At 65.2% G+C, this 21533-nt stretch carries 15 protein-coding genes; 6 read left to right on the plus strand and 9 right to left on the minus strand.

Features of this window, described 5'->3' with window-relative positions:
* Window positions 1-7: 7 nt before the first annotated feature.
* Window positions 8-1744 carry a peptide-N4-asparagine amidase gene (locus LRP66_RS02430; protein ID WP_230480897.1) on the plus strand — a complete coding sequence of 579 codons (1737 nt, stop codon included), beginning with the start codon at window positions 8-10 and terminating at the stop codon, window positions 1742-1744.
* Between the two features lie 118 nt (window positions 1745-1862).
* Here LRP66_RS02430 and LRP66_RS02435 read toward each other — a convergent pair whose 3' ends face one another.
* The 4 genes from LRP66_RS02435 to LRP66_RS02450 all read right to left on the minus strand — a co-directional run bounded on the left by LRP66_RS02435 (window position 1863) and on the right by LRP66_RS02450 (window position 7709).
* On the minus strand, window positions 1863-3272 hold the full coding sequence (locus tag LRP66_RS02435) for a hypothetical protein (RefSeq protein ID WP_230480898.1): 1410 nt from the start codon (window positions 3270-3272) through the stop codon (window positions 1863-1865).
* A gap of 98 nt (window positions 3273-3370) precedes the next feature.
* Window positions 3371-4867 carry a PepSY-associated TM helix domain-containing protein gene (locus LRP66_RS02440; RefSeq protein ID WP_230480899.1) on the minus strand — a complete coding sequence of 499 codons (1497 nt, stop codon included), beginning with the start codon at window positions 4865-4867 and terminating at the stop codon, window positions 3371-3373.
* Window positions 4864-5427, minus strand: coding sequence for a hypothetical protein (locus LRP66_RS02445; RefSeq protein ID WP_230480900.1), 564 nt, complete (start codon window positions 5425-5427; stop codon window positions 4864-4866). The genes LRP66_RS02440 and LRP66_RS02445 overlap by 4 nt, the downstream gene beginning before the upstream one ends.
* A complete protein-coding gene (locus LRP66_RS02450) occupies window positions 5424-7709 on the minus strand; it encodes a TonB-dependent receptor (RefSeq protein ID WP_230480901.1) in 2286 nt (761 codons plus the stop codon). The genes LRP66_RS02445 and LRP66_RS02450 overlap by 4 nt, the downstream gene beginning before the upstream one ends.
* Before the next feature lie 118 nt (window positions 7710-7827).
* Between LRP66_RS02450 and LRP66_RS02455 the strand changes: the two genes are divergently transcribed.
* The 3 genes from LRP66_RS02455 (at window position 7828) to LRP66_RS02465 (ending at window position 10897) form a co-directional block, all read left to right on the plus strand.
* Complete coding sequence (locus LRP66_RS02455) at window positions 7828-8325, plus strand: hypothetical protein (protein WP_230480902.1); 498 nt, start codon at window positions 7828-7830, stop codon at window positions 8323-8325.
* A 267-nt stretch (window positions 8326-8592) separates the two neighbouring features.
* Window positions 8593-10443, plus strand: a complete 1851-nt coding sequence (locus LRP66_RS02460) for a methyl-accepting chemotaxis protein (RefSeq protein ID WP_230480903.1) — start codon at window positions 8593-8595, stop codon at window positions 10441-10443.
* Window positions 10444-10453: 10 nt separating this feature from the next.
* Window positions 10454-10897 (plus strand): chemotaxis protein CheW, encoded by a 444-nt coding sequence (locus tag LRP66_RS02465; RefSeq protein ID WP_230480904.1) that lies wholly within the window; start codon window positions 10454-10456, stop codon window positions 10895-10897.
* A gap of 202 nt (window positions 10898-11099) precedes the next feature.
* Here the strand turns inward: LRP66_RS02465 and LRP66_RS02470 are convergent, their stop codons facing one another.
* The 4 genes from LRP66_RS02470 to LRP66_RS02485 form a co-directional block, all read right to left on the minus strand.
* Window positions 11100-12212 (minus strand): FAD-dependent oxidoreductase, encoded by a 1113-nt coding sequence (locus LRP66_RS02470; RefSeq protein ID WP_230480905.1) that lies wholly within the window; start codon window positions 12210-12212, stop codon window positions 11100-11102.
* Window positions 12213-12542: 330 nt separating this feature from the next.
* Window positions 12543-14228: an alpha-L-fucosidase gene (locus LRP66_RS02475; RefSeq protein ID WP_230480906.1), complete on the minus strand. Its 1686-nt coding sequence runs from the start codon at window positions 14226-14228 to the stop codon at window positions 12543-12545.
* A gap of 76 nt (window positions 14229-14304) precedes the next feature.
* Window positions 14305-17118, minus strand: a complete 2814-nt coding sequence (locus tag LRP66_RS02480) for a TonB-dependent receptor (RefSeq protein WP_230480907.1) — start codon at window positions 17116-17118, stop codon at window positions 14305-14307.
* A gap of 523 nt (window positions 17119-17641) precedes the next feature.
* Entirely contained in the window at window positions 17642-18367 is a 726-nt protein-coding gene (locus LRP66_RS02485) for an SDR family oxidoreductase (RefSeq protein WP_230480908.1), read from the minus strand.
* Window positions 18368-18515: 148 nt separating this feature from the next.
* Here LRP66_RS02485 and LRP66_RS02490 point away from each other — a divergent pair, with 148 nt between their 5' ends.
* Complete coding sequence (locus LRP66_RS02490) at window positions 18516-19412, plus strand: AraC family transcriptional regulator (protein ID WP_230480909.1); 897 nt, start codon at window positions 18516-18518, stop codon at window positions 19410-19412.
* A gap of 207 nt (window positions 19413-19619) precedes the next feature.
* Here the strand turns inward: LRP66_RS02490 and LRP66_RS02495 are convergent, their stop codons facing one another.
* Window positions 19620-20522 (minus strand): SDR family oxidoreductase, encoded by a 903-nt coding sequence (locus tag LRP66_RS02495; protein ID WP_230480910.1) that lies wholly within the window; start codon window positions 20520-20522, stop codon window positions 19620-19622.
* A 96-nt stretch (window positions 20523-20618) separates the two neighbouring features.
* Here LRP66_RS02495 and LRP66_RS02500 point away from each other — a divergent pair, with 96 nt between their 5' ends.
* Window positions 20619-21455 carry a helix-turn-helix transcriptional regulator gene (locus tag LRP66_RS02500; protein WP_230480911.1) on the plus strand — a complete coding sequence of 279 codons (837 nt, stop codon included), beginning with the start codon at window positions 20619-20621 and terminating at the stop codon, window positions 21453-21455.
* Window positions 21456-21533 lie beyond the last annotated feature (78 nt).

A 21533-nucleotide genomic window follows, 5' to 3' on the forward strand; every position in this document is an offset into this window, starting at 1 on the left:
AGGACCGATGTACCACGTCAAGCAATCGATCATCGCCCGGATGCTGTTCACGATGATGGCGGCCGCGACGGTTCCGTCTGCCGCCTCCGCCCATATCACCTTGCCCGACGGCCGCGCCGAAGACCGCAATGCCAATCCGGCCGGAACGCTGCGACCGGGGCCGATCGGTGATCGTGTCGTCCTTCTGCCGGAACCGGCCGCCCCACTGGCGGGCAGGCGCTGTGTCGTGCCCTTGTTCGAGCGACGCGAATTTTTCGGCGAGACGCCATTGCCGCTCGCCTATCGACCACCCGCCGCGTGCTCCGGTCCCTGGGCCAGGGTCGTGCTGGAGGGGGATCTGGACGTCACCGCCGGATTGCAGTTCGACCGCACGGCCTCCATCACGATCGGCGATGCGACGCTGTTCGTCGGCACCACGATGGAACCCGGCAAGCGCTACGCACCGAAATGGCATGTCGAGCGCGACGTGACGGACTATGCCGCGTTGCTCCGCCGACCGGGTGCGGGGGCCGCCTCGCTCGTCAATTTCACCGACGATACGCATGACGGTCGCACCTTCTGGTCGGCGCGGCTGGTATTCTATGCCGCCGATCCCGCCACGAAGCACGCGCGGACGCCTCCTTCGCTGGTCGTACCCGTGACGCCGGGGCTGGAGCGGATCGACGCGGCGAAGCCCGCTTTCGAGCGGACGCTGCAACTGCCTCGCAACCTGACCCGCGTGCAGCTCGACCTGTTCGCGATCGGGCAGGATCGCGAGGAATTCTGGTATGATTGCAAGCCCCGGATACCGGGGGTGCCGATGGCGCCATGGTCCAACGCCTGCCAGGCGCCGTTCCGCGAAGTCGAGGTGCGGATCGACGGTGCGCTCGCCGGGCTTCATGCCGTGACGCCGGTGATCTTCACCGGCGGGATCAACCCCGCGCTGTGGCGTCGCGCGCCGGGCCTGCGGGCGACCAACCTGCCGTCGGCGCGGCTCGACCTGACCCCGTTCGTCGCGCAGCTTAACGACGGCAAACCGCACCGCGTCACGCTGTCGATACCGAATGTCGGCACCTATTTCCGCATCGGCGGCGCGCTGTTGGCAGAGACCGATCCCCGCCGGGCGATCGTGACCGGGGCGGTGACGCGCAATACGCTGGCCCCGGCAAGCGTGTCGACCGTCCAGCTTCCGCCCCGACCGGGCACGGAGGTCACGGCCGAGACGCGGACCAGGGCGACCCGCACCGCCCGCGTCGAAGGCTATGCCGTGACCAGCCGCGGTCGCGTCCGCACCAGTGTCGAATACACGCTGGCCAGCACGCTGACCGAAACCACGATGCGGCAACGGGCGATCAAGCGTCTGGACCTCGGCCAGTCGGCAACGACCGTCACCTCGCCACCATCGGCACGGCCCTCGATGACGCGCCTCGACGATCATGCGGGGCTGACGGTCGACATCCACGTCGCGCCGTCGAAATATGGCGTGGCGAACGGCACGGAGATTAGGCAATCGGCCGACCTCACGCGACGCGACGACCACGGCACCCAGCGGGTCACCGACACCCTCACGACCTTCGCTCCCACCGCCTCGCCGTTCACGGGGCCACGGGATACGCCCAGCCGGGTCACGCTCAGCCGCCGCGTTGCCAGTGGAAGCGGGTGCACCCTCACGCGTGTCGATATCGCCGATGACGACATCACCCATGTCGACCGCGCGCCGTGTACGGCTCCGCCCGCTATTTCCGGGAACGTCGGTCGAGATTGATCCGCCCTCGATCACCGATTTTCGGTCGCGTCGAGGTGGGTCACGACATTCTGAACCTGTCCGCCATCCGCATCGACCGGAACGCCCTCGATCGCACGTTCCCCTAGAACGATCGGTCCTATGGATAGGCGAGAGCGGTGACGACATCTCCAACGCGCCATCGATGCCATCTGTCACCGTCGATCAGGTGCAACGTGTCAGCGCGGCCGGTCAGTAACATGGGCCTTTCCGAACCGGCGAGCCGTAGCGGCATCTGCCATGTCGCCAGCGTGACCGCCGCTTCGCCGCTTCCACGCTGGTCCAATTCGACCAGGGCCAGTCGTGCGGCGTCGCTGCCATAGCCTCCGGCGAGCAGCATGTGGTTGCCGTCGATGGCGATCGCCTTCGCGCCAACAAGCGCGTTGCGCCACCACCTGGTCGGCTCGCCAGGCGCGAAGTTAACCAGCGCAAAGTCGGTGTAGGCGCATACCCACGCACCTGAAGCCGCAGGCGTCAGGGCATAGCAGTCGTCGATGAGCCCTGCTTCCTCGGGCCATGTCGGCACCGCCACGATGCTGCCGTCCGGCGCGAAGCAGGCGACGCCATTGGAGGATGGTGGCCACTCCATCCCGGGAACGCTCCATCCTCGGCCGAATATGCCTTCATCGAACCAGCCGACCCAGATGCGGTCGAGGTCGTCGATTGCGACATGCTCGATACCGTCGCCCAGCATGAACCGGGTCAGAAGCGAACCGTCCGGGGACAAGATGCGGGCATTGGGATCACCGCGTGTACGAGAGCCGACCACAAGCCAACGGCCATCGGCGAAGCGTCCAAGCAGCGGATGTGGCGTTTCGAGCGGGAAGACGGGGCCTTCCTTCCAGCCATCCTCACCCCAGCTCAGTAGCTTGGCCGAGCCCTCCTTGGTGAGATCATCGATGCGGCCAGGCGGGTCGAGATGCCCGTCAGGGCTGGCGTGAATCCGCGCCCATTCGCTGGCCAGATCGACGTCGGTCACGATGGCGGCGAGGGTGCCATCCGCCAGGATGGCATGATGAAGCGCTTGCCACCCGGCCGGGATGGGCGACAGCGACGTCGTGACATACGGCGACATGGCCAGATGATATTCGGGCGCCCGAACAGGGGCAATCCAGATCGCAGCGGTCAGGCCGTGTTCGCATCTCGGATGTCGGTGAGACCCTCGGGGTACGCCCACCGCGCTGACAGAATGGCAGGCACGTTTCCCAACCCCGTTCGGTCGGGACCAGCTGCTGCTTCCATCGCGCCGATGGACAAGCCGATCTGATCCATCGGCGAACACCGCCGCCTGTTCCAGGCTCTGCCCGAGGTCGCAGTCGTCGCAATGCGTGATCGTATCTCCCATACATACCATCGCATCCGCCGCCCCCTCGCCACCATGGCCCCCACGGTCACGAAGATCGGCGACGACGGCCTTGATAGACTGGTCTTGGCTGGAAGAGCGTGACGCATTGAACAAGGTTTCGTCGCGTGCGATCACGTTGCCGTAGCCAGGCTCGCTCAGCGCCATCGCCTGATAGCCTGGACGACGGATAGTGGTGTCACAACCGCTCGGTCGTGACCGGGCATCAACCTAGGTGGAGAGGGCGCGGCGTGAAGCGCCCGCTGCTACCCGGCGGTCCGTCCTTCCCGCCGGTGTTTGCTAGCCGGATGCCGGAACAACAGCCCGGCACCTGCCAGCAACGCAAGCTCCACCCCCATTCCCGGCAAGCCTAGCTGACGGGTGACCAGGTAGACCAAAGCAAGCCCAAGCGTGCTGGCTGCGACCAGATGACGATATCGCGCGGCTCCGTTCGATGCATCGAACCCTTGCGCGCCACCGGCGATGATCAGCGAGCACGCCGTCGTCGCCAGCCAGACCCAGATCAAAATGCCGTCTTGCGCAGGAGCGACGAGCCCGGTGATGCCAACCATTGCCAGGGCCAATGGTTGTCCCCATGCGATGCCTGCCCACAACCGCTCCCACAGCGGTACGGCGCGGCCACGATCGCGACGACGCGCAAGCCAGATCGTCACGCCGCTCGACGTGACGATGCAAAGCGCCAGCCCCAGCAGGCCGTAGAGCAGCCGTACCGGCAGACCGCCGAACCATCCGAAATGAAGCTGGCGGATCCCGCCCAGCATCCGGGTTCCCAGCACGAGGTCGGCCGGGTGCTGGTCCTTCACGACCCTGCCCTTCGCGTCGAAGATGGTCGTATCCTGCGGCACCAGCAGACGATCACGTTCGGAGGAGATGGTGACGCGGGCGTCGGCACGCCCCGCGCGCTCGATGATGAGCTGGTTTGGCGTTGCCCGATCGCTGCGACGTCGCGCCTCCGCGAGCATCGGCTCCAGCGGCGGGAGCGGTGCCGCCACGGCGTTGATGGCAGGCGGTGCTTCCGTGAACAGCCCGTAGACCTTCGCCGTGTCGCCCCGGTAGAGGAGCATCGCCAGGACGCCGACGATCAACGTGCTGAGGCCCAGCAGAGCGCCGGTCAGCGCGATGGCAAGGTGGAACGGCAGCGCCCAGATGCCCAGGCGGTTGTGCATGTCCGCTTCCTGCAACCGTCGCGCGCCGCCCCGTCGCAGGTGGAAGGCATCCTTGAAGATGCGCGGATGCGCGAGAATACCTGAGATCAGCGACGAAAGAAGTGCGACGCCAGTCAGGCCGACGACGAAACCGCCCCAGGCGCGGGGCAGGTGCAGCGCGATATGCAGATCGACGAGGAAGTCGGCGATGGGAGTCCGCCGCTCGACCAAGGTGCCGTTCCGATCAGCCGCCCATTCGCGGTGAAGTGTTGGCGTATAGGCGATGATGCTGGCCTCTGCTTCCTCCCTCGAAGGCAGCGAGACGTACAGCGTGGCGTGAGCCGGGCCGTTCGCCTGCGCGGATCGGACGGCCTGGTCGAGCGCGCCGGGGGCAAGCGCCGTGATCGATGGCGTATCAGGCTGTTCCCAGCGTGCTATGTCGTGCGCGAAGACGGCCAGCGCGCCCGTCAGGCAGACGAGATAGATGATCGCGGCGAAGGCGAGGCCGAGGAGGCCGTGGCCGCTCAGCACCGCCCGCACGGTGCGCGGCGACAACGGCCAGCCCCGTGGCGCATCCTGTTTGCTGGCGGTCTTCATACCAGGCCCCGCATGGCAGCCAGCATGAAGCCAGCGACTGTCGTGCCCAGGAGAACGGCCAGCGAGCGGAGGAGCCGCTGATCGGCGAGCGTCCAGGTCATGGCGAGTGCCCAGACGACCGGCATCAGCAGACCGCCGGTGATGATCCGGGTTCGTGGATCGCCGGGTGCCCAGGTCGCGTAGCAGAAGGCGATCCCCATGGCCGCCGTCATGCCGAGCGGCCCGGCCAGCAGCGCCTTCAGCCAGCCGCGCCACGCCTTCGATGGTCCTTCAAGCGGCTCGGGCGCGAGGCTCGCGCTTCGCCCGGCACGCGCCGCACGGACGGTTCGCCCCTGGACAACGACGACCAGCGCGGCCACACCGATCCCGGCCACGGCGAGCGCGCTTCCCTTTACCCAGCCGACCCACGCCGCATCGAGCAGGACGGTGACCGCGAGCACCGCCCATCCGCTCACGATCAAGCCGACCCGCTCGTGCTGCCGATCCGCCCATGCGCGCCGCAGCCACGTGGCACCGGCCGATCCACCGATGACAGCGACGAGCACGGCTAGGGCCGTCACAGATGCACTTCCAGACCGGCACCGAACGTTTGCGGATCGCCGACGATGCCGCGATTGCCGTCCGGGGTGCGGTATTGGAGGTAATCCTCGTCAAGCAGGTTCCGGGCGAACGCGAACAATGTCCAGCGACCGGCATCATAGCCGAGCCGGGCGTTCACCACCGTGCGGCCGGACACAAGCGACTGAGTCTGCTCGGTCCCGACATCGGTGAAGACGGCGCTGCGATAATTGGCGTTGACGTTGCCGACGAGGGCACCGACGCGGCCGTTGATCCCAGCCGCCAGCGTCCAGCGGGGCGCATAGGGGAATTGCGATCCGGTCAGATCGACCGTGCTGGTCGAACCCGTGGGCAGGTCGAAGCGATCATATTTGGTTCGGACGTAGCCGGCCGAGGCATACGCATCGAACATGCGATTGAGGCGGCCCTGCACCTCCAGTTCCCCGCCATAGAGGTGCGACTTGCCGGCGTTCACCGTATTATAGTCATAGGCGTTGAGGCCGAAGAAGGCGGTCGTCTGCTGGTCCTTCCAGTCGACATAGAAGATGTTGGCATTGACCGTCAGCCTGCCGTCCAGCCAGCGCGAGCGCAGCGATCCCTCATAGTTCCAGCTATATTCCGGATCATAGGCGACCAGCGTCGCGCGCGCCGGGTTCTGGCTGGACCCGCCCGAGCGATAGGCGCGCTGCACGGTGAAGGCGGTGGTCAGATCGGGCGTCCACTCCATGCTGACGCCAGCCTTCGGCAGGAAGGCGTCGAAGCTGCGGGCGTTGCTGGCCCGCGCCGATGCCGCCTGCGCGACCAGGCCGAGCACGCCGCGGTTGATCGCGGTCACCGCCAGGTTGAGCGGGGTGCCAGCCGCGCCGAACGCCGCCGGGCTGGGCAATGTGCCGTTGAAGGTGGCGATCGTCTCCGCGCCGTAGCGATTGTCCTCGTGATCGTAGCGGAAGCCCGCGAGCAGCGAGAGGCGATCGGTCACACGCAGTCGACCGTCGCCGAACAGCGCCGCGTTCCTGACGAGCAGGGGCTGATCGGCGATATAGCGGACCGGGATCTGCGGCAGCGCGGTGGCATAGGCCGTCGCGATCTGCCGCGCGGCGGTCGCGGGAAAGCCGCCGCCCTGCAACAGTCCGACGATCGTGGTGACGGGAGTCGCGATGTTCAGGCGGCTGTTGGCGTCGAGCCCGCCGGAGCGGCGATAGGCCCAGGCGCCCAGCACGCCGCTCAGCCGCTCGCCATCGTAGTTGAGGCGGAGTTCCTGCGTCCAGGTCCGGTAGCGGCTGTCGTTGCTGATGAACTGTATGTCGGCGGCCGTGCCGTCCGCATCCGTCTGTGCCAGCGTCGCGGTGCGGTTGAACGAGGTGACGCTCGACAATCGCAGGCGGGGGGCGATCTCGTAGCCGACATTCAGCACCGCGATGTCGGAACGGATATAGCCTCGGTTGGGCTGGTCGCCGGTCGCGCGGCGGTGATCGTAGAAGTCCGGCGTCGAGATGTTGGTATATTCGTAGAGATAGCCGCCATCGCGCCGCACGCGATTGTAGCTCGCCTTCACATCGAGGCCCGGCAGCGCCTGCGGCGTCCAGTGGAGCTTGCCGCGCAGGTTGAGCGTGCGCAGGCTGTCGTCGTAACCGCCCCGCGTGACGTTGCGGATGATGCCGCGATCAGCACGACGCTCGGCCGACAGGCGGATGCCCAGCTCGTCACGGATCAACGGACCGCCTGCCGCGGCCGAGAAGGTGCGATCGTTGCGGTCCGTCCACAGGATACGGCCGTCAGCGCTATAGTCGGTGACGGAGGCATCGCGGGTCGTCAGCACGATGGCACCAGCCAGCGCGTTCAGGCCCTGGATGGTCGATTGCGGCCCGCGCAGGACTTCGACCTGATCGATATCCCAAAGGTCGGTGGGACCGCCGAACAGCGCCTGGCGAGGAATGGGCGCGCCGTCCACGTACACCGTCGCCGTGTCCGCGTTGCCGCCCGCACCCACACCCTGGTTGTTGATCCCGCGAATGGTGAAGCCGGCGGAGCCATAGGTTTCCGAAACGTTGGCGGTGCGATTGTAGACATCCTGGATCGTCAGGATGTTCTCCTGCCGAATGCGCTCGGGCGTCGTGACCGCGACGCTTGTCGTCGTTTCCTGAAGCGTCCTGTTCGACTTCTCGCCGGTGACGATGATGTCGTCCGGTTGCGTTTCCTGCGTGGAAGCGGGCGCCTGTTGCGCAAGGCCGGGTGTCGCAGCGACCAGTGTGCCGGTGCAGAGCAGGTAAGCGATCAATCTCATTGTAGCCCCTCATTTTTGGAGAAGCTACAAACATCCCTAATGAGAATCAATAGCACATCATCATCGTTTGCCGGGTGGGCGTACTTCCGTCGCGGGAGTGTGTCCTGACCGACCGGTGGTGAAACCGCCTATCGGCAACCGTGTGGTCGAACGGTCCTACGCCTCGCGAACGATCACGCGCACGCCGGTGACGCTCGAATTTTCGGGTTCCGATCTCGTCCGGTTCGAAGGACGTGCGATGCGATTCCAGAACGTCAACGGCGAGCATATCCTGATCTTTCCAGGCGTAGCACTGATGCCGCGAGAGGACGGTGCGTTCGCGCTGATCGACCTGAGGGAGATCGATCTAGCGTTCACCGCTGTGCAGTTCGTTGAGGACGAGGACGTTCCCGGAGACAGCCAGGTCGTCGGCCATAGCTGGGCCAAGGTGAACAAGAACGGCTCGCCTGACCTGCGCTTCCGCGAAAGCTACCCGATTCCGCTATGCCTCTACGGCCGGAAGGTTTTCACAACGCCCGGCGGCGTCGAGGAGGAGTACCAGCTTTCGAATGCGGCGGTCGCCGGCGAGTTCGCCCGGGCGTTCAACGCCTATCGATCGACGTGGGCTGTGTCCTGATGGCGATCAGAGCGATAGCGCGCCAACGTCGCCTGCCCCAGACGAACGAGGCGTTTGCGCCGGGGTTTGACGGAGCCCTGTCATTCGCATCTTGCAACTGCGCATGAATGCGATCCGTTATGTGTAATCAGACTGATTTAAAGATGTCTGGCGTGGATGGCCTCCAAGGCTGGGCAAATCTCGCAACGATACGGTTAAATCCACGCAAACTGCATATTTACCTTTTAACCGTAGAATATGCTTCATCTGTGGGATGGGGCCCTAGCCATGAAGAACCTTCGAATATCGTCCAAGCTGCTCGTCGCCTTTGGCACCCTTGGCGCCGTCCTGATCGGCCTGGTCGTCTTCGCCTCGTGGCAAATGAGCACGATGAACGCAAAGGCATCCGACATCGCCTTCAATCGAATGGAGAAGGTGACGCTTGCGGATGATCTTGCGACAGCCATAGCCAAGTTCCGTGCAGCGGAAGGTGCTCATGTGCTCTCGACCGATCCTGCCACCATGGACAGAATTGCCGCGAAGAAGGATGTCGCACGCGGGATCGCCAATGCAAGGCTGGCGAAGCTCAACGAGATCGTGGCGTTGCCGCAGGCCAAGGCGATGCTTGCTACCATCGCCGATCGCTGGCCCGGCTATCTGGAGCTGGACACCCGTCTGATGGCATTGTCCCGGCAGAACCAGAACGTCGAGGCTGGCGCCCTGCTCGGTGGCCCGATGATGGCGAAGTTCGACGAGATGGCGAAGGCGGCGGACGATCTGTCCAACCTGCAGGGGCAACTGGGCCGCGAGGCTGCGCAGGACAATGCCACCACCTACGAGCGTGCCCGCATGCTCATGATGATTGCCCTGGTGGTAGCACTGGGGGGAATGGCGGCCATCCTGTTCCTGCTCATCCGTCAGATCGCCAGGCCCGTGTCCGGTGCGACGGCCGCTCTCTCTGAGCTGGCGGCAGGCAAGATGGACGTGATCGTCCCGGATAGCGACCGGGCTGACGAGGTCGGGGCGCTGGCGAAAGCGCTTGGCGGTCTGCGTGACCAGTTGGCGGCGGCCGAGCGCGCCAAGGCGGAGCAGACGGCGCTCATAGTCGAGAGTATCGGCAAGGGGCTGTCGGGCTTGGCAGAAGGCGACCTCATCTCGCGGGTCGATGTCGAGTTGACCGGTCCGTTTGCGAAGCTGAAGGCCGACTTCAACAATGCCGCCGAGGCCTTGCAGGCGACGATGGTGCAGGTGTCCCACGCCGCGTCCGGTATCAACGGCGGCGCCGCCGACATCCGGCAGGCTTCGGACGATCTGTCCCAGCGCACGGAGCAGCAGGCGGCCAGTCTCGAGGAGACAGCCGCCACGATGGACGAGATCACCGCGACGGTGCGCTCCACCGCCGCGCGCGCGACCAGTGCGGACGAGGCAGTGAAGGGTATGCGTGAGCTTGCCGAGCGCTCGGGCGCAGTTGTGCGCGAAGCCGTGCAGGCGATGGGCGGTATCGAGCGCACATCCAACGAAATTTCCGAGATCATCTCGGTCATCGACGGCATCGCCTTCCAGACGAACCTGTTGGCGTTGAATGCCGGCGTCGAGGCGGCGCGCGCTGGAGACGCGGGCAAGGGTTTCGCCGTCGTGGCATCCGAGGTGCGTGCACTGGCGCAGCGGTCGGCCGACGCCGCCAAGGACGTGAAGAGCCGCATCACCGCCTCGTCCGAACAGGTCGCCGCTGGCGTGCGGCTGGTCGATCAGACAGGTCACGCCCTGTCCGAGATCATCGACCGTATCGGCGGTGTCAGCGGGATGGTGTCGGACATTGCATCGGCCGCCGAACAGCAGGCCACCGGCCTGCATCAGGTCAACACGGCCGTGAGCGAGATGGACGGCGTAACGCAGCAGAATGCCGCGATGGTGGAGGAGGCTACCGCCGCCGCGCGCAGCTTGGCCGACGAAGCTGACAGCCTCAGCCAGCAGATCGCGCGCTTCCGCACCGGAAATGTCGCATCGGCCTCTGTTTCTCCCGTTCACCAACTCCAGGAGCGCGCCGCGGTCGCCGGTCGGCGGATCGCGCGGGTCGCGTCGACGCGGACCTTGGGTAATACCGCGCTTGCCGCCGAGGCTGATTGGTCTGAGTTCTGAGGAGCGGCCGGTGATACAGCAGCTCATCACCTTCGAACTGGGCGGTCAGTTGCTCGGCGTCGATGTCATGGCCATTCGGGAGATCCGCGCCTGGTCGGTCGCGACGCCGCTACCCAATACACCTGCGCACGTGTGCGGGGTCGTGAATCTTCGCGGGGTCGTGTTGCCTGTGATCGATCTGCGGCAACTGCTCGGTTGGGGTGTCACTGAGCCCACCCCGCGACATGTCATCATCGTCGTCCAGACGGGAAACCAGTTGCAGGGGCTCATCGTCGATGCGGTGAACGACATCGTGGCGATCGATCGGGAGGCCATGCAGCCGCCGCCCGAGCTTGGCGAGCGGCGTTGCGGTCGTGTCATCGAGGGTATCGTCACGGTCGAGGATCGCATGGTCATGATGATGGCGCTCGCCTGTATCGAGACAGAGCAGGATGTCATGCCGAACGCAGCCTGATCGCCCGCTGGGCACTGGCGATCCTCTGGATGCAAGGGCGACGAACTCTATGGTTTGATATCGACCGCGCGCATTGCGCCCTACCGGTCGTGGTGACGATCGTCAGGAGTCGTGATGCCGGAGCTGGAACGACACAATGGAACAGCACGGATGCCGGAACGAACCACATCCGGTCATTCAACGCCTCTTATCTGACGTCCGTTTATCGTCTCGCGAATAGCTCGACCATGCTATTTGGCGCGTCCGGCCCAAAGAAGCGTTCGAGATTGGCGGCGCTGCGCTGCGCGACCGGGCCGCTGCGCGCGAACAGGTCGCATTCGTAATCGGCCAGCGCGTCCTCGCGGTCGCCGCCGCCAAGGACGAGCGCTCGCGCCAGTTCCGCGCCATCAAGCAGGGCGAGGTTGGCGCCTTCACCCGCGAACGGCGACATCAGATGTGCCGCGTCCCCCAGCAGCGTGACGCCCGGCACTCGGGGCCAGGTGAGCGACGGCGGCAGTGCATGAATGGGACGAACGATCGGCCGCGCATCGCCGCCGGTGATCAGCGCTCGGAGCGATGGCGCCCACTCGTCGAACAGGGACGCGACCCGCTCCGTCAGCGACGCCGCGTTGCGCGTCAGCCATGTCTCCGGCCGGTTCACCGCGACATAGGTGTGAATGCTGCCATCGGCGTTGCGGTGCGCCAGGATGCCTTGGCCGGATGCCACGGCCATCAGCGTGCCCGTTCCGATCACCTTCGCCGCGGCGCTCGCGCGCGGATCGTCGGCAGCGAGGTGCAGCTCGAGGAAGCAGGTGCCGGTATAACTGGGGCGGGTATCGGTCACGAGCGAGCGGACCCGGGACCAAGCGCCGTCCGCGCCGACCAGCAGCGTCGTCTGCGTCTCCGAACCGTCAGAGAACGTGACCCTATGGCAACCCCGTCCGGTCGCCTGGATCGAGACGACCTTGTTATTCCAGCGCACCAGGCCGGGCGGCAACACGTCCAGCAGCAACCGGCGAAGCTCGCCGCGATCCACCTCCGGCCGTGCCGATGCGGGATCGCCGGTCCGGTCGAGGAGCACCGTCCCCTTCCGGTCGACGATCCGCTTGGCGTCTTCGCCTGGGCGCACCAGTCGTCGGTATGCCTCAAACAGCCCCGCCGCGCGGAGCGCACGCTGACCGCTATGCTGGTGCAGGTCGAGCAGCCCGCCCTGCGTTCGCGCGTCCGGCGACGCCTCACCCTCGTGGACGACGACCTTCACGCCGTGCATGTGCAAAATGCCGGCAAGGATCAGGCCGCCTAGACCCGCGCCGATGATGGTGACTTCTTCCCGCATGTCTCGCGCTCCTCGCTCGCACGGGCTGGGCCCGTGTCGACGTTGATGGAGCCACTGGTCGGCGAACCGCCGACGTATGCGCGACGGGTGGTGGCAACCACGCCGTCGTTTTTCGCAGCATGACCTGATTAGGACGGAATCACGCGCCGGGCAATCGCAAGGCGGCCGATCAATGTCACGCCTGCCACTCGCGCCCATGCGATCGACGGCGGCGGCGCATCGATGGGCGGACGACAGGCGTCGCGTGGCTGTTCGCGATGAGCGCGCGCGTCAGCGCGGTCCAGCGGACGAGTGCATGGCGTATGGCAGCCGCAGGAACTTAAATTGCCATCATGCTGCTACGTTGGGACCCGAGATGATGAGGCCGCACCCGATCGGACGTCGCGCCGTCGCTGGCAGCGTGACCTCCAGCGCGTCGGCGGTCCGCCGGAACGCGAGTGGCGGGCCGCCGTCCGCCATCGTCACGCGACTGACCTGCCCCTGCATCGTGGGGTTGTTGCCGCCCAGCAGCGTGAGCCGGGCGACGTTGTCCTCGGGCCATCCCAGCAGGAAGGCGTGAAGATTGCCGTCCCGCGTGGCGTAGCGAATGTCGCGCGCGGTATAGGGCGACTTGGGACCACCCTCGGAGAACAGACCGGCATTCGCCTTGGTCGGTCCCTCGCCGTTGATCGTCCAGGGCCGCGTGCCATAGATCGCGCCGCCGAACCGGCCCATCCAGGCAGCGATCTCCTCGACGATCCGTTCTTCCTTCTCGTCGATCGTCCCGTCGCCGCGCATCGGCACCGAAAGCATCAAATTGCCGTTCTTCGACACCACGTCGCACAGCGTATGGATAACCGTCGCCGCCGACTTGTACCCGTCGCGCGCATAGAGATCCGCATCATAATGCCAGTTGCCGATGCACGTGTCGGTCTGCCACGGAAAGCGCTCGATATAGTTCTTCCCCCCGCGCTCGACATCGTCGACGATACCCATGCGACGCTGCGGCGGGGTCATCTTGGCGGTGACCACCGCCTCAAGCCGCCCATCATTCCATTTCATCGACTGATTATAGTACCACGCCGCAAATTCGAGGCCGTACTGCTCAAGCGGCAGGTCGAAATTGTCGAAATAGATCATGTCGGGCCGATGCTGCTGGACCAGATCCTGGCAGCGAAGCAGCCAGTTGCGGGCGAAGTCGGTGCCGGCGGGAACCCCTTCGGTCCACAGGCGATCGGTCGCCTCGTGCCAGGCATTGGCGGCGTCGACGGTGCGGATGCCGTCGGGCATCGGCATGTGGCGCCCGCAATAGAGCGCCTGCGGATCGAGGCCCTGCCACCATTTGCCCCGCCCCTGCGCGGCGGTCAGCTTCCACGCGTCGTAGCGCTGGCCCGCGCGGGGCCCTTCGGGATCATAGCCATAGGCCGGCTGGTTCCAGTGCCAGGCATGTGCCGAATGGTTGGAAACGGCGAAGCGCATGCCCCGCTCGCGCGCCAGCTTGGCCCAGGTGCCGACGATGTCCTTGCGCGGGCCAACGCGGGTCGAGTTCCACGGATGGTGCGCGGATGCATACATGTCGAGATTGTCGTGATGGTTGGCCAGCGCCATGAAGTATTTGGCACCCGCCCGCTTGTACAGGTCGAGCTGGCGCGCCGGGTCCCAGCGCTCTGCCTTCCACTTGTTTTGGATTTCCATGAAGCCGACATCGGCAGGATGTCCGTAATGCTTGACATGATGAGCATAGGCCCGCGATCCGGGCAGGTACATGTCGCGCGCATACCAATCCCCGGCTTCGGGAACGCATTGCGCGGTCCAGTGCGCCCAGATGCCGAACTTGGCATCGCGGAACCAGTCGGGCACGCTATAGCCCGCCGTCAGCGATGCCCAATCGGGGGTGAAGCGCACGGGCGGCGCCACCTTCAGGGCGCGCCCCGCCCCGACCGGTGTCGGCACCGTGGTCACCGCCGACACCGCGGCGGGTGCCAGCGCGGTTGCCGCCAGGCCGCCGCCGATCATTTCGCGCCGTGTCGTCTTCATCTCAGCATCTCCCGAACTGTCTTGGTATCGGTCGGCTCGCCCGCGCACGCGGTGGGGCGATCCGACCCTTCAGTGCTTAGAAGCGGAACCGGACACCGCCCGTGAACCGCCGACCGGTGAAGCCCTCGAACGAGAACAGGCCGAAGGAATTGACCTGCTTGGCATGCGCGTCGAGCAGGTTGGTCACGTCCATGCTGACATCGACGGCGGGCGAAATCTTGTAGCTGATCGACCCGTCGAGCTGACCATAGGGCTCGACGAAATTCCCGTCGCCAAAGGTTCCGCCGCCATTGGAGTAGCGACCGCGATAGGAATAGGATCCGCGCACCGCGAAGCCCGCCTTCTCGAAATAGCCGCCGATATTGTAATTGTGCTTGGCGACACCGTCGAGCGGGAATGCCTCGCCGCCCTGGGTGCGGGGGATCGAGGGCGCGTCGATATATGTGTAGTTGCCGAACAGCCCCAGCCCGTCCAGCGCGGTGGTGATGTAGGAGAAGGGCAGCTGCGCGGCGAGCTCGATACCCTTCACGTCGCCATTCAGCAGGTTCAGCGGCTGGTTGCGGCGGAATTCCAGCGTCGAGGACCCACCGGTGCGCAGCGACACCGTATAGACCTCGGTCGTCTGGCCCGAGACGATATAGTCGGTCAGGTGCTTGTAGAAGGCCGCCACCGACAACAGCCCGCCCCGCGCGAAATAATATTCGAGCGATAGGTCGAGTTGATCGGACTTGTAGGGGCGAAGCGTCGGATTGCCCGAGTTGATCGCGCGCACATTGGCGTCGACCGACGTACCGGCGGACAGCTGGCCGAGCCCCGGCCGCCCGATCACGCGCGCCGCCGCGCCGCGGATCAGCAGCTCTGGCGTCAGGTTGTAGCGGATGTTGAGGCTGGGCAGCAGCGCGCTGTAGACACCCTTGACCGATGTCTGCCCCGCGGCGGGCACCGTGACATTGACCCGGTCCGGCTCGATAATGATGTTGTTCAGGTCGGGGATGAGCCCGATCGAGGTCGTCCGCGTCTGGACCCAGCGCAGGCCGATATTGCCAGCCAGCCGCTCGTCGCCGTTCATGAAGTCGGTGCGGTAATAGGCCGCGAAGGTCTTCTCGCCGACATCGAAACCCTGGCCTGCCTGGGGGGGCACGTTCTGGTCGTCGAAATAGGCGGCGCGCGGCACGATCGCGTCGAACTTGCCGGTGTCGACGACGAGAAACTGCGGATTGCCGGGCAGTCCCGAAAAATCGCCCGGCGTCAGGAAGCCGCCAGCCGGGATGCCGCCGCCGCCCTCGATTCCCGGCGTCACGGCCAGCTTGCCGCCCGACAAGGCGGCGATCTGGTCGGCGTTCAGGACCGCGAAGCCCGCCGTATTCCGGAAGCGGCGATCGCTGGCATAGACGCCTGCCTTGACCGAACGGAAGAAGCCGCCATCAGACAGGGCATAGGTCGCGTCGAAGCGCCCCTCCCAATTGCGATCCGTGCTGGTGAAGGCGGCGAGATCGGCGACGTTCAGGTAGAAGTTGTTGGCGTTGAGCTGGTCATAGCCACGCACGAAGTCGATCGACGGTCCGTTGCCGATACCGTTGGGGAAGCTGACCGCCGCCGACGCGCGTGCCTGCGCCTGCAGCCCGAAATTGCGATTGTTGTTGGTCGACCGGAAATAGGCGCCCTGCCCTTCCAGGGTCAGCGCGCCGCTCGTCCATTTGACGCCCTGCGCCAGCGACAGCACCTCGATCCGCGCGAAGGTGCCACGCGCCGTCGCCTGGTTGCTGATTCCGTCGGCGTCGAGCGTGGTCAGGAAACCCTGCGATCCACCCAGCAACTGGCTGTTGAAGCCGGTATCGATGACGCTCGACTGCACCCCGTAATTGGTGCCGCCCGCTATCTGTGGCGCGATGTCGGTCAGCCGAAGCTGCGCGCGGCGTGTATAGGTGTCGTTGTTGAACCGGCTGTAAAAGGCGTCGCCATAGATTTCGAGCGAGTCGTTCGGCTTGAACTGATACCCCAATATGCCGGTCAGGCGCTCGCGACGGCCGCGATTGTTCCAGACGTCATAACCATGCATGAAACTGTAGGTGTCGTTGAAATCGCCATCGCGATTGTAATCGATCGGGGGCGTCTTGCCGCCTTGGACAGCCTGCCCCGCCGCATTGAACAGCGGCGATTCCCGGCTCGTCTCGGCGCCATAGGTGTTGACGAACTTTTCCAGGAATTCGCGCTTTTCATAAGCGATCCCGGCATTGACGCCGAACGTCCCGCTCTTGTTGACCCAGTTGCCCAGCACCGCGACGCGCGGGGTCACCTTGTCGCGCTCCTGCTCGTACACGCCTTCGACCGAGGCGCTGACCGTCGTCTTGCCGATGTCCAGCGCGCGGGCCGTCTGCACGTTGACGGTGCCGGACAACCCGCCCTCGATCATGTCGCTGGTCGGCGACTTGATGACCTCGACCGCGCTGGTGAACAACGCGGAGAAGGCGGTGAAGTCGAACGAGCGCGTGCCGCCGCTGCCCAGCGTACGGCCATTATACTGAACGCGGGTGAATTCCTGTGGCAGACCACGGATCGACACCCCTGACCCCTCGCCCGCCGACCGCGTGATCTGCACGCCGGTGATGCGCTGGAGCGACTCCGCCAGGTTGAGGTCCGGAAACTGGCCGATATCCTCGGCCGAGATGACGTCGCTCACCACATCGGCACGACGTTTGGCCTCGTTGGCGAGGTCGAGCGAGCGGCGGAAACCGGTGACGACAATCTCGTCGCCCGTCTGAGCCACCGGGGCCGCAGCGTCCGTGCCGCCCGCCTGAGCAGCCTCCACTGGTTGCACAGTTTGCGCCATCGCGCCGCTCTCGCAGAACAGCAATGCCGATACCGTCGTCAGCAGGATCGCTCGCGTCATACATCCTCCCATGGGTTTAATGAACCCTCAGCCATTAGTGGCTTTCGTTGGTGATAGTATGCTTTCATTTACGGGCGTCGTCAATCATTAGTCTGACAATCTTTAACCGCCTGCGGCGGTGTCGGAATGGCGAGACGACGACGTCACCCACCATCCATTCCTCGCATACAATCGATTGCTGACGTTCATAAAAAATCGGCCTGAGATGCTTGCTCTCAGGCCGCAAAGTATGAGCGGGGAGACCACTCGAAAGGAAATCGTAGCAACCATGCCCGCGATCGTAAATGGGCTATCCTGATTTCACTAATGCTATTCAGGATCGAGCACGTCATCAGGAGGCTCCCGTTCGCTCGAACCCGTTGCGATCCTTCGTCTGTGGCAGGCCGTGGGGCTTGGTCGATCGCGGCCCAACGTTCGACACCGGCCCCATGAACGGCGAATGACCGCCAGCGGGCGGGAGCGGCCGTAAAGTTCGTGTCCATCGTTTGGGCGTGCCCGCTACGCCACCGGCACGCCCGAGCACTCACATGTCCGCTGCGGTCGGGCGTACGATCACCTCATTGATGTCGACACCTTCCGGTTGCTCGATGGCATAGCGAACCGCTCTCGCGATCGCATCCGGCGTCAGCGACTTCTTCCGCCATCCGGTCAGTGCCGCCGCAACCTCGGGATCGGTGATGTCATGCCCCAGTTCGGTGGCGACGACGCCCGGCGAGATCAATGTCGAACGGACCTCGTCATGCTCCTGCCGAAGCCCTTCCGTGATGGCCCGTACGGCATGTTTGGTGGCGCAGTAAACCGCGGCGGTCGGCATCACCATGTGCGCGGCGACCGAGGCGACATTGACGACCTGGCCGCTCCGTTGCGCCACGAACCGCGGCAGGACCGCGGCGATGCCGTTGAGGACGCCGTGGATATTGACGTCGACCATCCGCTTCCATTCGTCGCGCTTGAGCGCAGCAAGCGGCGAGAGCGGCATCACACCCGCATTGTTGACCAGCACGTCGACACGCCCGAAGCGCGCTTCGGCGGCCTCCACGAACGCGTCGAAATCGGCGCCGTCGGTGACGTCGAGTTCGCGCCAGGCGACGGTCTCGCCCAGTTCTTCCGCCAGTGCCTTCAGACGCTCTCCGCGACGCGCGCCGATGAACAGCCGGGCACCGACCGCCGCCAATTCGCGCGCGGTCGCCTCGCCAATCCCGCTCGACGCGCCGGTGATGAGGACGACCTTGTCGATATTTCCTGCCATGATGCGGTCCTTCCGTTGTGGTGACGGAACGCAGATGGGCCATCGCCCGTGTCAGGCGGTAGAGCGATTGCCCGAATGGCTTGCACGATCCTCCAGAATGAGCGCCGGGTGCTTGCCCATGGCGCGCGAGTGGGGAAGGATCGTCGGCATGGACCGGATCGCCCAACTCTCCGCCCTCATCGATCGATACGTCGTTGGCACAGGCATTTGCAGCACGACGATGCCGCATGTGTCGCTGATTCGAGCCGACGCGCCGAGCACCCCCACGCCCGCCGTCTACGAAGCGTCCCTTTGCATAATAGCCCAGGGGTCGAAACGGGTGTCGATCGGCGAACACAGCGTGGTCTATGATGCGGCCCATTACCTCTTGGTCTCGGTCGACTTGCCGCTGGTCGGTCATGTGCTGGATGCGAGTCCCGAGCGTCCCTATCTTTGCTGCAAGATCGATCTCGATGCTGCGATGCTGGCCGATCTGATAGCGAGCGAGGGCGGCGGGGTGGCCCGTACGGATCTGCCCGTGCTCGGCGTCTACCCCGGCGATCCCGACCTGATCGACGCGGCATGTCGGCTGGTCGGGCTCCTCGACCGACCCGACACGATCGGCGCGCTGGCGCCGCTGATCGAGCGCGAAATCCTCTATCGTCTGCTCACCGGGCCGCACGGTCCCATGCTTCGTCACGTAGCCACCGCTGGCAGCCATCTCAATCAGGTCAGCCGCGCGATCGCCGCCATCCGCCGGCGTTTCGATGCGCCGATCCGCATCGACGACGTCGCAGCCGAGGCCGGGATGAGTTCCTCCTCGCTCCACCTGCACTTCAAGGCGATCACCCGCATGACGCCGCTGGAATATCAAAAGCAGCTGCGGTTGCAGGAGGCCAGACGGCTGATGCTGACGGAGGGCGCCACGGCGAGCACGGCAGGTTTTGCGGTAGGCTATGACAGCCCATCGCAATTCAGCCGAGAATATCGGCGACTGTTCGGTGCGCCTCCACGGGCCGATATCGAACGGCTCCACGCTGCGCCAGCAGCGGCTATGGCGCTGTGACCATGCTCGGGTCGGACCGGCGCTGCGTATTGTGCTGGCAGGACGACCCAGAAGGCGACGCTCAGGGCCTCCCGCGGCTTTCTAGGTTCGACCGCTCGTCCATGCGTCAGCAGCCCGACGATACCGCTCACCATGCCGCCGGTGGCGTTTGGCGTTGCTCACCGGCTTGACGGCGATCCGATCAGCCAGTGAGCAACCGAGGACAGATCACCCCGCGTTGGTCGCAGAATAATCCATCGCGGCGAGGTCGGTAAGCAGATCGCGGCCAGTCGGCTCCCACCCGAGCCGGGCGCGCGTCCAGGCGTTAGACGCCGTCATGTCGAGCCTTGCGAAGGGGGCCATCCACCCGAAATAGCGCTCGACCTCATCCGCCGCGACCGAGCGCACCGGTAGCCCGCTGCCCTTGCCGATTGCTTCGGCGATGGCGCGCGCGGTGACGCCCTCCTCCGCCGAGGCATGGTAACGGGCCCCCGGCTCGCCGTTTTCAAGCGCCAGGACATAGAGCTTCGCCACGTCGCTGACGTGCGCGGCGGACCAGCGCGTCTGCCCATCCCCGACATACGCCACCGCGCCCGCCCGGCGCGCCTCGGCGATCAGCGGCGTAATCAGCCCGGCCCTGGTGGTGTCGTGCACTTGGGGCAATCGAATAGTGCGCACGTCGATGCGGCGCGCCAACTGTGCCGCGCCTGCGAGCTCCGTCGCGATGCGAGGGTTGGCGTGGTGCGGGTTGAGCACGTCTTCCGTCGCTGGCCCGCCATTCAGCGGCATGCCGCTGCCCACCCCCGAGGTGATCAGAAACGGCTTTCTCGTTCCCTCCAGCGCCTCTCCCATGGCCGCAATGTTGCGTTCGTCCTTTCTGGTGTTCTCGACGAAATTCGCAAAATCATGGTCGAATGCGCAGTGGATCACCGCATCGGCCGCCGCGACGCCACGCGCGAGCGTCTCGGGCATGTCGAGATCACCGCGATGAACGTCGACACCCGCGGCTTCAAGCTGGCGTGCGCCTGCGTCGGATCGCGTAAGACCGAGAACCTGATGGCCACGGCCGAGCAGTTCGGGAATGATGTGCGAACCGATGAAGCCGGTCGCGCCGGTCAGGAATACCCGCATGAGCTATCTCCTTGTTGTCACAGCGGCGTATCGCTGTCCGCACGACCCTGTTAAAGTAGTGACCTTATCGTGGTATAAGCTGCAACAGGATCGATGATGGCCAGCGAAGCGCCCAACCAGCTCGGCACCTATCTGCGTAATCGCCGCACGCGCCTCGATCCGGCGGCATTCGGGTTTGGCGGCGGCAGGCGACGCACGCCCGGGCTGCGTCGTGAAGAGGTGGCGAGCCGGGCCAACATCAGTCCGACGTGGTACACCTGGCTGGAGCAGGGGCGCGGCGGTGCGCCGTCCGCGGACGTTCTCGATCGGATCGCCAAGGGCCTGATGTTGACCGAGCCGGAACGCGAGCACCTGTACATGCTGGGCCTGGGTCGCCTTCCCGAGGCCCGATACCAGCAGGTCGACGGCATCACCCCCCGGCTACAGCGCGTGCTTGACGGGATGGTGCTGAGCCCGGCGATCATCAAGACAGCGATGTGGGATGTCGTGGGATGGAACCGCGCGGCGACAGTACTTCTTACCGACTATTCCAAGCTGCCGCGTGAAGATCGTAACATCCTCCGCCTGATGTTCGGCAGCGACCATGTCCGCAAACGGAACGAGGATTGGGAAAGCATCGCCCGCTTCGTCGTGGGCGCCTTTCGCGCAGACGTAGCGCGGGCAAATGCAGGCACCAGCGCGGAGGTCACCAAGCTGGTAGCGGACCTCAGCGCGGTCAGCCCCGAATTCATGGCATTGTGGCAGAACAGCGACGTGGTTGCCCATGGTGAAGGGGTGAAGCGGATCCGTCACCCCAATGCGGGATTGCTCGCGATGGATTATTCGTCGTTCGCGGTGGAGGGCCGACCCGAGTTGGGGATGATCATCTACAATCCAGCTACGCCGAAAGATGCCGAAAAGCTGCGCGTGCTGCTGGACGAATACGAGGATTGATACGGAAAGCCCAATCCGGAGGCGGCAACGACCGGCATCCGGTCATGAAGGGCAACCGTTCCGCTTCCAAAGTTCGGA

The organism is Sphingomonas sp. Leaf21 (genome assembly GCF_916858675.1).
Classification (GTDB): Bacteria; Pseudomonadota; Alphaproteobacteria; order Sphingomonadales; family Sphingomonadaceae; genus Sphingomonas.

Excerpts from the sequence above, each read along its gene's own strand:
- LRP66_RS02490 (WP_230480909.1), top strand. The coding sequence starts at position 18,516 with ATGGACCGGATCGCCCAACTCTCCGCCCTCATCGATCGATACGTCGTT.
- LRP66_RS02430 (WP_230480897.1), top strand. The coding sequence starts at position 8 with ATGTACCACGTCAAGCAATCGATCATCGCCCGGATGCTGTTCACGATG.
- LRP66_RS02450 (WP_230480901.1), bottom strand. The coding sequence starts at position 7,709 with ATGAGATTGATCGCTTACCTGCTCTGCACCGGCACACTGGTCGCTGCG.
- LRP66_RS02475 (WP_230480906.1), bottom strand. The coding sequence starts at position 14,228 with ATGAAGACGACACGGCGCGAAATGATCGGCGGCGGCCTGGCGGCAACC.
- LRP66_RS02500 (WP_230480911.1), top strand. The coding sequence starts at position 20,619 with ATGGCCAGCGAAGCGCCCAACCAGCTCGGCACCTATCTGCGTAATCGC.
- LRP66_RS02440 (WP_230480899.1), bottom strand. The coding sequence starts at position 4,867 with ATGAAGACCGCCAGCAAACAGGATGCGCCACGGGGCTGGCCGTTGTCG.
- LRP66_RS02495 (WP_230480910.1), bottom strand. The coding sequence starts at position 20,522 with ATGCGGGTATTCCTGACCGGCGCGACCGGCTTCATCGGTTCGCACATC.
- LRP66_RS02435 (WP_230480898.1), bottom strand. The coding sequence starts at position 3,272 with ATGGCGCTGAGCGAGCCTGGCTACGGCAACGTGATCGCACGCGACGAA.
- LRP66_RS02485 (WP_230480908.1), bottom strand. The coding sequence starts at position 18,367 with ATGGCAGGAAATATCGACAAGGTCGTCCTCATCACCGGCGCGTCGAGC.
- LRP66_RS02480 (WP_230480907.1), bottom strand. The coding sequence starts at position 17,118 with ATGACGCGAGCGATCCTGCTGACGACGGTATCGGCATTGCTGTTCTGC.
- LRP66_RS02470 (WP_230480905.1), bottom strand. The coding sequence starts at position 12,212 with ATGCGGGAAGAAGTCACCATCATCGGCGCGGGTCTAGGCGGCCTGATC.
- LRP66_RS02460 (WP_230480903.1), top strand. The coding sequence starts at position 8,593 with ATGAAGAACCTTCGAATATCGTCCAAGCTGCTCGTCGCCTTTGGCACC.